Annotated in this window: 11 protein-coding genes; 4 read left to right on the forward strand and 7 right to left on the reverse strand. The window is 57.8% G+C overall.

The genetic code is table 11. The annotated features are described in order from the left end of the window. The first annotated feature begins 127 nt into the window (after positions 1-127). Both CLV87_RS08395 and thpR read left to right on the forward strand, forming a co-directional pair. Entirely contained in the window at positions 128-1,069 is a 942-nt protein-coding gene (locus tag CLV87_RS08395) for a 1-phosphofructokinase family hexose kinase (protein WP_099242009.1), read from the forward strand. A 37-nt stretch (positions 1,070-1,106) separates the two neighbouring features. Then, the gene (thpR, locus tag CLV87_RS08400) at positions 1,107-1,631 is read left to right on the forward strand and encodes an RNA 2',3'-cyclic phosphodiesterase (RefSeq protein WP_099242008.1); all 525 of its coding nucleotides are present in this window, start codon (positions 1,107-1,109) and stop codon (positions 1,629-1,631) included. Here thpR and CLV87_RS08405 read toward each other — a convergent pair whose 3' ends face one another. After that, positions 1,632-2,462 carry a leucine-rich repeat domain-containing protein gene (locus CLV87_RS08405; protein WP_099242006.1) on the reverse strand — a complete coding sequence of 277 codons (831 nt, stop codon included), beginning with the start codon at positions 2,460-2,462 and terminating at the stop codon, positions 1,632-1,634. After that, the gene (locus CLV87_RS08410; protein ID WP_099242004.1) at positions 2,455-4,113 is read right to left on the reverse strand and encodes an NAD+ synthase; all 1,659 of its coding nucleotides are present in this window, start codon (positions 4,111-4,113) and stop codon (positions 2,455-2,457) included. Before CLV87_RS08410 ends, CLV87_RS08405 begins: the two co-directional genes overlap by 8 nt. 147 nt (positions 4,114-4,260) lie before the next feature. Between CLV87_RS08410 and CLV87_RS08415 the strand changes: the two genes are divergently transcribed. Then, a complete protein-coding gene (locus CLV87_RS08415) occupies positions 4,261-5,688 on the forward strand; it encodes an MORN repeat-containing protein (protein WP_099242002.1) in 1,428 nt (475 codons plus the stop codon). A gap of 85 nt (positions 5,689-5,773) precedes the next feature. Then, a complete protein-coding gene (locus tag CLV87_RS08420; protein ID WP_099244570.1) occupies positions 5,774-7,720 on the forward strand; it encodes a sensor histidine kinase in 1,947 nt (648 codons plus the stop codon). Positions 7,721-7,728: 8 nt separating this feature from the next. Here the strand turns inward: CLV87_RS08420 and CLV87_RS08425 are convergent, their stop codons facing one another. The 5 genes from CLV87_RS08425 to fdh3B form a co-directional block, all read right to left on the reverse strand. Further along, complete coding sequence (locus CLV87_RS08425; protein WP_099242000.1) at positions 7,729-9,057, reverse strand: sigma-54-dependent transcriptional regulator; 1,329 nt, start codon at positions 9,055-9,057, stop codon at positions 7,729-7,731. A gap of 9 nt (positions 9,058-9,066) precedes the next feature. Beyond that, complete coding sequence (locus CLV87_RS24265) at positions 9,067-9,192, reverse strand: hypothetical protein (protein ID WP_255301672.1); 126 nt, start codon at positions 9,190-9,192, stop codon at positions 9,067-9,069. Continuing rightward, entirely contained in the window at positions 9,189-10,460 is a 1,272-nt protein-coding gene (locus CLV87_RS08430; protein ID WP_099241998.1) for a c-type cytochrome, read from the reverse strand. The genes CLV87_RS24265 and CLV87_RS08430 overlap by 4 nt, the downstream gene beginning before the upstream one ends. An 8-nt stretch (positions 10,461-10,468) precedes the next feature. Beyond that, complete coding sequence (locus CLV87_RS08435; RefSeq protein ID WP_099241996.1) at positions 10,469-11,677, reverse strand: formate dehydrogenase subunit gamma; 1,209 nt, start codon at positions 11,675-11,677, stop codon at positions 10,469-10,471. Between the two features lie 114 nt (positions 11,678-11,791). Then, positions 11,792-12,385, reverse strand: a complete 594-nt coding sequence (fdh3B, locus tag CLV87_RS08440; RefSeq protein WP_099241994.1) for a formate dehydrogenase FDH3 subunit beta — start codon at positions 12,383-12,385, stop codon at positions 11,792-11,794. Between the last annotated feature and the right edge of the window lies 1 nt (position 12,386).

Genomic DNA, 12,386 nt, shown 5'->3' on the forward strand with positions numbered 1-12,386 from the left:
GATTCAGGTGCATATTCTTTAGACGCGTCTGTTTTCACAGCTGCGCAGGTTTGTCCAGTTCTGCCGCGTATTCGGGGTTTTCACGGCCCCGCTCCCTTGCCATGTTCGCGTTAACAAAGAGGGTAGCATGACGCCGATTCTGACCGTGACTTTGAACCCTGCGCTGGATCTGGCGACTTCTGTCGATCAAGTGCGCGCCAATGTGAAACTGCGTTGCGGCCCGGAAACCGCCGAAGCCGGGGGCGGCGGCGTGAATGTCGCCCGTGCCGTCACGCAGCTGGGTGGGCAAGCTTCTGCCTGGGTGGCTTTGGGCGGTCCGAATGGCGATGCTTTGGGCGCAATTCTGGATGATCTTTTGCCCGATTGGCACCGGTTCGAGGCCCCGGGCCAGACGCGGCACAGCTTTTCCGTCACCGAAGCAGCCAGCGGCGATCAACTGCGCTTTGTGCTGACAGGCCCCAGTTGGAGCGCTGATCAGCTCGACGCCGCAATGGCCCAAATTGCAGATGGCGCTGCACAGGATGCATTTGTGGTGTTTTCCGGTTCCATGCCTCCGGGAATGGAGCCCGGTTTTCTGGCCCAGGCCTGCGCGCAACTTGCCCCGCGCAAAGTGGTGATCGACACCTCTGGTCAACATCTCGAGGCCCAGGCGCGCGGCTCTACCTCCGCACCATTTGTTCTGCGCATGGACAGCCATGAGGCGCAAACCCTGTCTGGCCTGCCGCTGGAAACGCAACGGGACAGCGCGCAATTCGCTGAAAAGCTGCGCCAGAACGGGGCCGGAGAGATCGTGATCATCGCGCGCGGTGCCGATGGGTCTGTTATGGCGGATGGCACCGGGCTGTGGCATGTGAATGCGTCCAACGAAGAGGTGGTCAGCGCCATCGGGGCCGGTGACAGCTTTGTTGGTGGCTTTGTGATGGGGCTGGCACAGGGTAAAAATGCCGGTCAGGCCTTGCGCTTTGGCGCCGCCGCAGCGTCAGCTGCGGTGATCAGCGAAGGCACGCAGCTGTGTCGCCGCGCCGATTGGGACCGTTTGCTGGTTCAGACCAAACTCACCCAGCTCTGATCTGGCAATTTGGGGCAGGCTGTGCCAAAGCAGGCCCATGCGTTTGTTTATAGCCCTGTCCCTGCCAGAGCCCGCAATAGCGGAAATCGAAACCATCCAATCGCGCCTGCCAGCCGGGCGATCTGTCCCCCCGGAAAACCTCCACCTCACCCTCGCCTTTTTGGGCGATCAGGATGACAGCATCCTTGAACCGCTGCACGAAGCTTTGATGACCATTCGCGCCGCCCCCATCACCCTGACCCTGTCCGGCGTCGCGGATTTTGGCGGCAAAGCAGGCAAGGCCATCGGCTTGGCTGCTGACGGAGGCCCTGAACTGCTCGATCTGCAATCGCGCATTCGTTCACGTCTGCACGGGGCCGGGGTCGACCTGGAACGCCGCCGCTTCCGCCCCCATGTGACCCTGTCGCGTCTCTCGGGCAAGGTCGACCCTGCTCCCGTGCTCAGCGCCCTGATCGGGGCCAAAGCTGGGCCAATGACTTGCACGTCCTTTGGGATCTTCCAATCTGTGCTACACGATCAAGGAGCGTATTATGAGGAGTTGGTGGGATATGCGTTGGTTTAATTAGGTTTTCTCAGAAAACTCACTGACCAACTGCTCCCATTTTCGCACATAGTTCTCAATGCGGGCTGCATCTATGACTGGATGCAGCCGCGGTTTTCGCTGCCCAGTAATTTTGACAGTTTTTCCATCCCCAAAATAATCTCTGATCGAATAATATGGTTGGAACCGCTCGCAAAACACCTTTGGTAACCGCGCTGTAAGATAGGCTACGTCTTCTGTTGAGAAAATGTCTGCAAGACCTAGCTCTGAAAGAGCCTCACAGTCACCTAAGGGGTGTAAACCACCCTCTTTCACACGCGAAGCCAATAAAACTAACTCGGCAAGGCGTGGCATCTGGGCAATCGGCACCAGATGATCGAGCCTCATTGGCGTATCCGTAGATCCTGAAATCTGCAACGCCTCCAGTATCTTCAAGTCTTTGAGAAAGCTCAGGTCTCGCAACTTGCTGAGCTCAGTCAGGTCTAACACCTTGAGTGCAGGCAGTTCAGTCAGAGGTGTCAGATCCTCTATTTTCGAAGCCCAATGAAAGCTCAGAAATTTCAGATTTTTTTGCCTAGAAAGCGCCTCAACGTTTTTAGCGCTAATAGCATGTAGTGAAAGTGCTTCGACATCAATCAAGCCGCATAGGCGATCAAGTTCTTTCTGAGACAAAGAGTAGCCTATTGCGCACCTCGCCGTTTTGGGCTCCTTCAGATTGCGGATTGCGTAAGCTGATCCATCGTCAAAGCGAACAAAGCCATCGCGCTCCCACAGATCGGCAGGCTTGGCGTCACTGCAACTGCTCCATTGTGCTCTTAGCTCGGCGAATCTACGAAAACGCTCTTCACCCATTGTCCCGCCACCGGTTCACAATTGGATAGCGACGATCCAGCCAAAAGGCGCGTTTGGTGAGGCGCGGGCCGGGGGCGGATTGGAAGCGTTTGTATTCGCTGATGTAAAGCAGGTGCTCGACCTTTTTGGCGTCGGCGTGGTCGTACCCGGCAGCGACGCAATCGGCGATGGAGCCTTCCTGATCGACCAAAATGTCCAAGAGCCCATCCAGAACCGGGTAATCGGGCAGGCTGTCGCTGTCTTTCTGATCATCCCGCAGCTCGGCCGAGGGCGGCTTGGTGATGATGCGATCCGGGATCACAGCACCCGACGGTCCGGCCATCCAGTCGCGGTGATTGTCATTGCGCCAGCGGCATTGTTCGAACACCCGCGTTTTATAAAGATCCTTGATCGGGTTATAGCCGCCATTCATGTCGCCATAGATCGTGGCATAGCCCACTGCGACCTCGGATTTATTGCCGGTTGTCAGCAGCATCTCGCCAAACTTGTTCGACAGCGCCATCAACAGCAGCCCACGCAAACGAGATTGAAGGTTTTCCTCGGTCAGGTCGGCCTCGGTTCCGGCGAACAAGGGCGCAAGCGTGTTGGTGATGGCCTGCCGCCCTTCGGAGATCGGCACATAATCGTAGCGCACACCCAAAGCTTCGGCCAATTGCTTGGCGTCATCCAGCGAGTCCTGCGAGGTGTATTCTGAGGGTAGCATCACGCAACGCACATTCTCGGCCCCCAGCGCATCCACCGCGATGGTCGCCACCAGCGCCGAGTCGATGCCTCCAGACAGGCCCAGCAGCACCTTTTTGAACCCGGTTTTGCCCAAATAGTCGCGCAAGGCCTCGACCATGACGCGGTAATCCTGCTCCCATTCATCGGGATGCTTGGTGAACGGCCCCTCAAGCGCACGCCACCCGTCTGGACCGCGTTCGAAATCAACCTCAGTGACCACCTCGTCAAAGACCGGCAATTGCAAAACAATCTTGCCACCCGGATTCAGAACAAAGCTGCCGCCATCAAAGACCTGATCATCCTGCCCGCCGGTCATGTTCAGATAGATCAGCGGCAGGCCGGTTTCGACCACCCGCGACACCATGTGATTCAAGCGGGTTTCGAATTTATTGCGGTAATAGGGTGAGCCATTGGGCACCAACAGGAACTCGGCCCCGGTTTCCTCAAGCGTTTCGGCAACATCTTCGTGCCAGGCATCCTCGCAAATGGGCGAGCCGATGCGGGTATTGCCAACACTATAAGGTCCGGCCAACGGACCGCTGTCGAAAATCCGCACCTCATCAAAGACAGTTTCATTGGGCAAATGGTGTTTCAGCACCCGGCTGGTGACCTTGCCGCCCTTGCAGATGTGGTAGGCGTTGAACAGCTCAGTGCCCTCAACCCACGGACCACCAACCGCCAGGGCCGGGCCATCGGCGCAATCCTGCGCAAGCTGGTCGATGACCTGAATAGCCTCGGCGTGAAAGGCGGGCTTCATCACCAGGTCCTGCGCATTGTAACCGGTGATGAACATCTCGGGCAGCGCGACCAGGTCAGAACCGGCGGATTTACCTTGTTCCCAAGCCGCGCGGGCCTTGGCGGCATTGCCCTGCAAATCACCCACGGTCGGGTTCAACTGTGCCAATGTCAGACGAAAACGATCACTCATCGCACCTGCCCTCTTTCTCGCGTTTGTCCCTGAAATAGCAGATGTTGCCCCAGTGAAAAGCGCATTGGTAAAAGAGATTGCCCCTAAGGCCCTGCTTCGATACGTTTTGCGCAATCAGGGAACACCCGCAATGGGAACTGGACGAGCATGAAGACCGCAGGCCTTATCACCATATTCGCCACCGCTTTGACGCTGACGACCCACGCGGTCGCGCAAGAAGGTGGGGTTGAAACCAAGCAATATGATGATGGCGGCGAATATACCGGCACGTTCCAGGACGGGTTGCAACACGGGACCGGCACCTATCGCCTGCCAAATGGTTATGAATATACCGGCGCTTGGGTCGAGGGTGAGATCAAGGGCAAGGGCGTTGCGCGCTTTCCCAATGGCTCGGTCTATGAGGGTCAATTCGCCAAGGGCAAACCCGAAGGTGTGGGCAAGATCACTTTTGCCGATGGCGGCACCTATGAGGGCACCTGGCTGGATGGCAAGATCACCGGCAAAGGCGTGGCAATCTATGCCAACGGCGTGCGCTATGAGGGATCGTTCCGCAATGCCTTGCACCACGGCAAGGGCAGCATGACCTCACCCAACGGCTATCTTTACAATGGCGACTGGGTGAATGGCGTCAAAGAAGGTCAGGCCAAGATCACCTATCCCGACAGCTCGGTCTATGAGGGCCGTGTCGCCAATGGCGAACGCGAGGGTCAGGGCAAGCTCAAAATGCCTGATGGACTGATCTATGAAGGCACCTGGCGCGATGGACAGATTGATGGCTCGGGCAAACTGACCCAGCCCAATGGTGACACCTATGAGGGCCAGTTGGTCGATGGCCGCCGCGAAGGTGCGGGCAAAGTGACATACGCCAATGGCGACACCTATGAGGGTGAGTTCAATAATGACCAGCGCCACGGCATTGGCACCTTTATCGGCAAGGATGGTTATAAATACGAAGGCAACTGGGTCACCGGTCAGATCGAAGGCAAGGGCAAGGTGACCTATCCTGACGGCTCGGTCTATGAGGGTGACTTCAAAGGTGACCTCGCCAATGGCAAGGGCAAGATCACCTATCCGGATGGCTCAACCTTTGATGGCGACTGGAAAGACGGCGTGATCGACGGGCGCGGCGTGGCCACCTATGCCAACGGGCTGACCTATACCGGCGAATGGAAAAACGCGCGCAATAACGGGTTTGGTATCATGACCTACCCGGATGGCTATCGTTATGAGGGTGGCTGGAAAGACGGTCAGCGCCATGGCGAGGGCAAGGCGACCTATCCAGACGGCACCTTGTACGAGGGCCAATTCCGCGACGGTCAGCGCCACGGCGAGGGTGTGATCAACATGGCCGGTGGATTTGTCTATGATGGCAATTGGGATCGCGGCGAGATCAGCGGCGAAGGCACAGCGACCTATGCCAATGGCGATGTCTATATCGGCATGTTCAAGAACGGCAAACGCCAAGGCATTGGCGTGATGCGTTACGCCACGGGCGAAGAGGCCAATGGCGAATGGGTGAATGGCGCATTGACCGCCACCAAACCCGCCGCAGATGCGCCTGCCGCGGATCAATAAACACCTTTGAACCATCGCGCAGGTCTCGTTTGCACCAAATGAAATGCGTCGCTAGGCTGTCGGGCAATCCATGACCGGAATCCTGATGTCGTCTGTCCGTTTTCGCCTGTTGATCATGGCCTTGTTGCCACTGATCGTGCTGATGCCGCTGCTTTTGCTGCTGGGCATGACCCGGTGGAGCGCGGATTATGACAAAGTTCTGATCGCCAATGTCGAAAGCGATTTGCGCATTGCAGAACAGTATTTGGCGCGGTTGATGTTTGAGACGGGAACCGATCTGCTCAGTGTATCGGAATCCAGCGAATTTTCCACACTGCTGGACCGACCTGATACCGCGCAAGAGGCCTATTTCACCGCTAAACAAGACGTCTTGGAGTTGGATTTCCTCTATTTCCTGCCTCGCGCGGATGCGGAAGAGAAGGCCAAGAAATGGCCGGTTATCCGCGCTGCCTTGAACGGAATGACCAACACGCAGATCGACATCTTTGGACAGGAGGATCTGTCTGAATATTCAAATGACTTGGCCGCGCAGGCCCGGATCGACCTGATCGAGACCGAGGCGGCCGTGCCGACCGACCGCATTGTCGAGGATCGCGGCATGGTCCTGCACAGCGCCAGCCCGGTGATGATCCCCGGTCACAGCGGTGTTTTGGTGGGGGGCATCCTGCTGAATCGCAACCTGCAATTCATCGATACCATCAACGCGCTGGTCTATCTCAACGCCATCACTGGCGGTGAACGTCAGGGCACTGCGACACTGTTTCTGGATGATGTGCGCGTGTCGACCAATGTGCGGCTTTTCGAGGATGTGCGCGCCCTCGGCACGCGCGTGTCGGGTGCCGTGCGTGGCGAAGTTCTGGACAAAGGTCAGACCTGGCTGGCCCGCGCCTTTGTTGTGAATGACTGGTATATTTCCGGTTACCTCCCGCTCAAGGACAGTTTCGGGCAGCGGGTTGGTATGCTTTATGTCGGCTTTCTCGAAGCACCGTTTTCTGCCGCCAAACGGGCCGCTTATCTTTGGATGATGGTGGCGTTTGTCGCGGTTCTGGTCCTGTCCGGGCCTCTGTTCCTGTGGCTGGCCAAAGGTATCTTTGCACCGCTCGAACAGATGAGCTCGACCATGCGCAAGGTCGAAAAGGGCGATCTATCCGCGCGCAACGGCAATGTTGGTGCGCGGGATGAGATTGGGCAAGTGGCGGCGCATTTGGACAGTCTGCTGAACCAGGTGCAGGATCGCGACCAGAAACTGCGCGCCTGGGCGGGAGAGTTGAATGACCGGGTCGATCAACGAACCTCTGAGCTACGCGACGCCAATGCCAAGCTGGAACAAACGTTCAAACAATTGGTGATGTCGGAAAAGCTGGCCTCAATCGGGGAAATCACCGCAGGCGTTGCGCATGAGATCAACAACCCCGTGGCGGTGATCCAGGGCAATGTCGATGTGATGCGCGAGACGTTGGGCGAGAATGCTGAATGTGTGAAAACCGAGCTGGATCTGGTGGATCGGCAGGTGTCGCGGATTGATGCAATTGTCGGCAAGCTGCTGCAATTCGCCCGCCCCGGTGAATTCTCAGGCTTTGACGAAAGCACCCTGATAAGCCCGGTTGTGACCGATTGCCTTGTCCTCGTTGATCACCTGATCAGCAAACGCAACATCGAGATCAAGCTCGACTTGAACGAAGCGCCGGCGGTCAAAATCGATCCGGGCGAAATGCAGCAGGTCGTGATTAACCTTGTTGTCAACGCGGTGCAGGCCATGGGGGATAATGGGGTTCTGACCATTTCGCTAAATCAGATGGATCAAGACGGGCAAACCGGAGCTGCCTTGGTCATAAAGGACACCGGCCCGGGCATTCCGCTGGACAAGTTGAACAGCGTTTTCGACCCGTTCTTTACCACCAAACAGGCCGAAGGCACCGGGCTGGGCCTGTCCATCAGCCAGTCCTTGATCCAACGCGCCGGTGGGTTGATTTCAGCGCGCAACACTGGCGATGGGGCCGAGTTTACCGTCTGGCTGCCCGAGGCATCCTGACCCGATACTCACTCACCCCAAGCGGCGCATTTGCGATCCACAGTCTTGCGCGACACGCCCAAGCGGCGGGCGGCTTCGGCGCGGTTACCATCACATTGATCAAGCACATGCAGGATATGGCGCTGCATGACATAGTCGAGTGACTCAACAGCTTGGGCACCGGTCACAACGCCACTGCCTGCGAATTCGTCTGGGAACTCTCCCAAAATCACCGATCTCTCGATCAAATTCCGCAGCTCACGCACATTACCGGGCCAATCATAGCGGCGCAGTTTGAGCAGGGTCTCATCATCCATATTCAAAGCTGGCAAGCCAAGCGATGTCGAAAAATGCTTCATGAACAGGCTGGCAAGTTCAACAATATCCTCCGAGCGATCCTTGAGCATCGGCATGGCGATATTGACGATATTGATACGGTGATAAAGGTCAGGGCGGAACCGCCCCTCTTCGACGGCCTTTTCCAGATCAACATTGGTGGCAAAGCACAGGCGCAGGTTCAGCGGAATATCCCGCTCTCCCCCAACGGGCCGCACCCGCTGATCTTCGAGCACACGCAGCAGCGCCGCCTGCAACGCCTCGGTCATCTGCGCCACTTCGTCGAGGAACAGGGTCCCGCCATCCGCCAATAGGAACAGACCCGCTTTGCGCTGCTCTGCCCCCTCAACCACACCAAACAATTCCTGCGAGATCAGATCGGGTGCAAGCGCCGCGCAGTTCACCGCAACAAAGGGTTTTTCGGCGCGGTCTGACAATTGGTGCAGGGTTCGTGCTGCAACCTCTTTGCCCGTGCCGCTGGCACCGGTGAACAGAACTGGTGTCGGCAATGGCGCAAGCTTGAGCAGCATGGCCCGCACTTCGGCCAGCGCATCCGACGTGCCCAAAAGCTGACCCCGAGCAATGTCTGTCGATAATTCGTGACGCAGCAAAGTGTTGTCGCGCTGCAAGTATTTACGATCCAAGGTACGCGAAACAGCGTTCAGGATCTGATTGGCGCGAAACGGTTTCAGCACAAAGTCCGACACACCGGCCCGCAAGGCCGTGATGGCGGTTTCAAGATCCGCATAGGCGGTGATCAGGATCGTGTCGGCAAACAGGCCGAGGCGACGTTGCTCAGCCACCCATTCCAGCCCGGTTTTCCCCGGCATGATATTATCCAAGATCACCAGATCGAAATGCGCCTTGTCCAACATGGCGGTCGCCTGTTGCGGCGATCCAGCCTGTTCGACGCGTTTGCAACGCGGCTCCAGGATCTTGGTCAGGAAATTGCGCATGCCCGGTTCGTCGTCGAGCACAAGGATCGACGCGCCCTTTAGGCTGGCCCCATAGTCGTCTGCCACGTTTTACCCTCAGTTCAACCGCACGCTGTCACCAGAATAGCGGTCCTCGGACGAAAATCCGATCTCTTGCAGCGCAAAGTTAGCACCAATTCCAATAAGGATGACTGCGGCAAATCCGGCCCACATTGCTTTCATGGGTTGGTCTCCTGTGTGTTGTCTTTGAGAAAGGTGATCAGGTCGGCGCGATCCTGCGCGCGCGTGATCACCTGCATGGGCATTTTACTGCCCGGAATGTAATGATCGGGGCCCTGATCGAACAGGGCATCGATGGTTGTTTCGTCCCAGATGATCTCGGACCCATCCAGAATTTGCGAATAGCGATAACCGGGCACCGTGCCAGCGCGGCGGCCAAAGATACCGTGAAGGGTTGGCCCGGCCTTGCGCGATGGGCCTTCTTTCAGCGCATGACAGATCGAACATTTGCGCATGAACTGACGTTCGCCATTGGGCATCGAGTCCGCTGCCTGCAGAAAGGATCTCTCACCGCTGATCGCCGGATCATATTCATCTAAGGATGCCACCGGCCAGCCATAGGCCACATCATCCAGCCCCCCGGCCCAAATCGTCTGCCCGTCATTGGAAATGGCAAGCGCCCAAACCGGCCCGTTTCGGGTGGCACGGAAATCACGGGTGATGCGCCACTCTGCCGTGTCGATCATCATGATATAGCCCTGCCCATCCCCCACAGCGAGCTGGTGGGTGTTGGCGTGATAGGCCATCGAGAGGATCGGACGGCGGTCAAGCGTGAAATCGGCAATTTGCGCACCGGTCATTGGATCAATGATCCGGGTCCCCCCATCCACAGCGCCATAGGCAAGCCAATCATCGGTGACGATCAGTTTGTTCACTCCGAACCCATGCTTTACCAGAGGAACCGGGTCCGATTGCGGTGTTTCATAGCGTAGGATGCGCCCGGCATTTGTCGATGCAAAGACTTGCCCGCCTTGATCAAAGGCCAGATCGGTTACCCCGGCACCAGGGTCCTTCAACGCGTAATCGATGCCCCCCCCAAGTGGCCACATACGAATTGTCCCATCCCAGCTGCCGCTCGTCACCCATAGCCCGCCGGGCGCGGTGGCCAATGCGCTGACCTTGCCCTTATGCGACCCGAGTTTGTGACTGGTCTCGCCACGCCACAAAATTACGCTGAAGTCGTCGCCGCCCGAAACAATCCCCTGACTACCCAAGGTCAAAGTGACAACGGCAGCCGAGTGACCCTCTAGCCAAGTCGGTTCGCGACCTGACCAAACCCCCACCGAATTATCGAAACTCGCCGTCACCACAGACCCATCCGGGGCGACAGCGATGTCCATGATCGGGCCGCCATGCCCCTTGAGCGTGGTGAAGTCCTGCGCCGCCACTGGCAGCGCCAGACAGGTTAGCAGCGCAAGAAGGTATCGCATCACGCACGTCACTCAGCCGGGGTGGCCTTGGCCTCTGATCCTGCGGTTTTCTTTTGCTCTTCGAGCACTTCGTCCAGCCAGATCGAATGGTGCTGATGCGCCCAGGCCTCGTCCACTTCGCCGGTTGTCATAGCGTCCGAAGCGCCTTCCATCCCGACGGAACCGATATAGATATGCGCCAGCACAATCGCCATCAGCACAAAGGCCATGATCGCGTGCCAAAGCTGAGCGTATTGCATCTCTTCCTGCGGAGACAGAACTGTTGGCAAGGGGTCAAGCCCGATCCATCCCGGCGCTCCGATATCGTTGAGGATCGCGAATGTCTTGGCAAAGAGCGGAAGCTCGTAAGGGAACAGCAGCGAAACCCCGGACACCGCAATCGAGGTGCCAAAGACGATCACTGACCAAAAGATGATCTTTTGCCCACCATTGAACTTTTTGGCCGGCGGGTGATTTTTCCCGATGATGCCGCCGAATTGGGCGAACCATTTGATGTCGGTCCGGTCAGGGATGTTGTGCCAAACCCACATGACAAAGACCATGAGCAGCCCAAGGCAAAAGGCCCAGGCGACATTGTTATGGATGATCTTGGAGACAGTCAGCAGGGTCGCGTTGAAATCCTTGCCCAGATAGGGGGCGATGAACATGCGGCCGAACAGGACAAACAGACCGGTCAGACCAAGCAAGATAAAGGAGCCACCCAAGATCCAATGCGCCATGCGTTCAATGAATTTAAAGCGGGTCACGGTGCGGCCGGTCATTGGCTCATCAATGCCGATCTTGCCGCGCAGCAGGTAAAACAGGATCAATGCGCCAATCGTACCAAGCAGCAGATAACCACCATAAGTCGCCAAAGGCCCCTCGCGGAATGTCAGCCACCACATGCCGCCATCCTGCACCAGCAGAGCGGCACCACCATTGCGGGCCGAGGTTGTCAAATCGGCGCTGCCATAGCGCAAGGCGCGCCACAGTTCCGGGTCAGAGGCTCCGCCAAGCGGCGCGAGCTGCGCCGCGCCGGGATTGCGGGCCGGATCGCCCACATTGTCGCGGCGAAAGGCGTCATCCACGGCCTCGCCCCGTTGACGGGCCATGATATCTTCGAGCGTTTGCGCGCCACCGGTCGCGCTTCGATCCGGGGCGTTGCCGGACACGTCCTGCGCGGTGGCGACAGGGGTCAACAGCAAAGACAAGACAAGTGCGAGTGCCATGCGCAGCATGTGCCACCCTCCTTGGAATTAGCGTTTCATAGGGCAGACAGGCCGGTGTCTCACACACCGCCCTGCCTAAGCTGGGTTAGGTGGGGTTTCACCCCACCATTGCCTGGCTAGAAGTTAGCCGTCTTTCTGGTCGTAGGCTGTGCCCCAACCCCAAGCACCCGAGCCAAAGCCACGGGCGACAACGCGTTCGCGATAGATAGCCGACACAACGTCACCATCCCCCGCCAACAGCGCCTTGGTGGAACACATCTCGGCGCAGATCGGCAATTTGCCTTCTGCAATCCGGTTGCGACCATATTTGGCGAACTCTTCGGTCGAGTGGTTCTCCTCGGGGCCACCGGCGCAGAAGGTACATTTGTCCATCTTGCCGCGAGACCCAAAGTTGCCAGCCTGCGGATATTGCGGCGCGCCAAACGGACACGCGTAGAAGCAATAGCCACAGCCGATGCACAGGTCCTTGGAGTGCAGGACGACGCCTTCTTCGTTTTGATAGAAGCAGTCGACCGGACACACCGCCATACAAGGCGCGTCGGAACAGTGCATACAGGCCACCGAGATAGAACGCTCACCCGGTTTCCCGTCCTGGATCGTGACCACGCGACGGCGGTTGATCCCCCAGGGAACCTCGTGTTCGTTCTTACATGCGGTGACGCAGGCATTACACTCGATGCAGCGTTCGGCATCACATAGGAACTTAGCTCGTGCCATA

This window comes from Pelagimonas phthalicica, from assembly GCF_004364805.1.
GTDB classification, from domain to species: Bacteria; Pseudomonadota; Alphaproteobacteria; order Rhodobacterales; family Rhodobacteraceae; genus Pelagimonas; species Pelagimonas phthalicica.

Bases quoted from the DNA above. Each gene is read 5' to 3' on its own strand.
- CLV87_RS24265 (WP_255301672.1), bottom strand. From the start codon at position 9,192: ATGAAAGCAATGTGGGCCGGATTTGCCGCAGTCATCCTTATTGGAATT.
- CLV87_RS08410 (WP_099242004.1), bottom strand. From the start codon at position 4,113: ATGAGTGATCGTTTTCGTCTGACATTGGCACAGTTGAACCCGACCGTG.
- CLV87_RS08435 (WP_099241996.1), bottom strand. From the start codon at position 11,677: ATGCTGCGCATGGCACTCGCACTTGTCTTGTCTTTGCTGTTGACCCCT.
- CLV87_RS08420 (WP_099244570.1), top strand. From the start codon at position 5,774: ATGTCGTCTGTCCGTTTTCGCCTGTTGATCATGGCCTTGTTGCCACTG.
- CLV87_RS08395 (WP_099242009.1), top strand. From the start codon at position 128: ATGACGCCGATTCTGACCGTGACTTTGAACCCTGCGCTGGATCTGGCG.
- CLV87_RS08415 (WP_099242002.1), top strand. From the start codon at position 4,261: ATGAAGACCGCAGGCCTTATCACCATATTCGCCACCGCTTTGACGCTG.
- thpR (WP_099242008.1), top strand. From the start codon at position 1,107: ATGCGTTTGTTTATAGCCCTGTCCCTGCCAGAGCCCGCAATAGCGGAA.
- CLV87_RS08430 (WP_099241998.1), bottom strand. From the start codon at position 10,460: ATGCGATACCTTCTTGCGCTGCTAACCTGTCTGGCGCTGCCAGTGGCG.
- fdh3B (WP_099241994.1), bottom strand. From the start codon at position 12,385: ATGGCACGAGCTAAGTTCCTATGTGATGCCGAACGCTGCATCGAGTGT.
- CLV87_RS08405 (WP_099242006.1), bottom strand. From the start codon at position 2,462: ATGGGTGAAGAGCGTTTTCGTAGATTCGCCGAGCTAAGAGCACAATGG.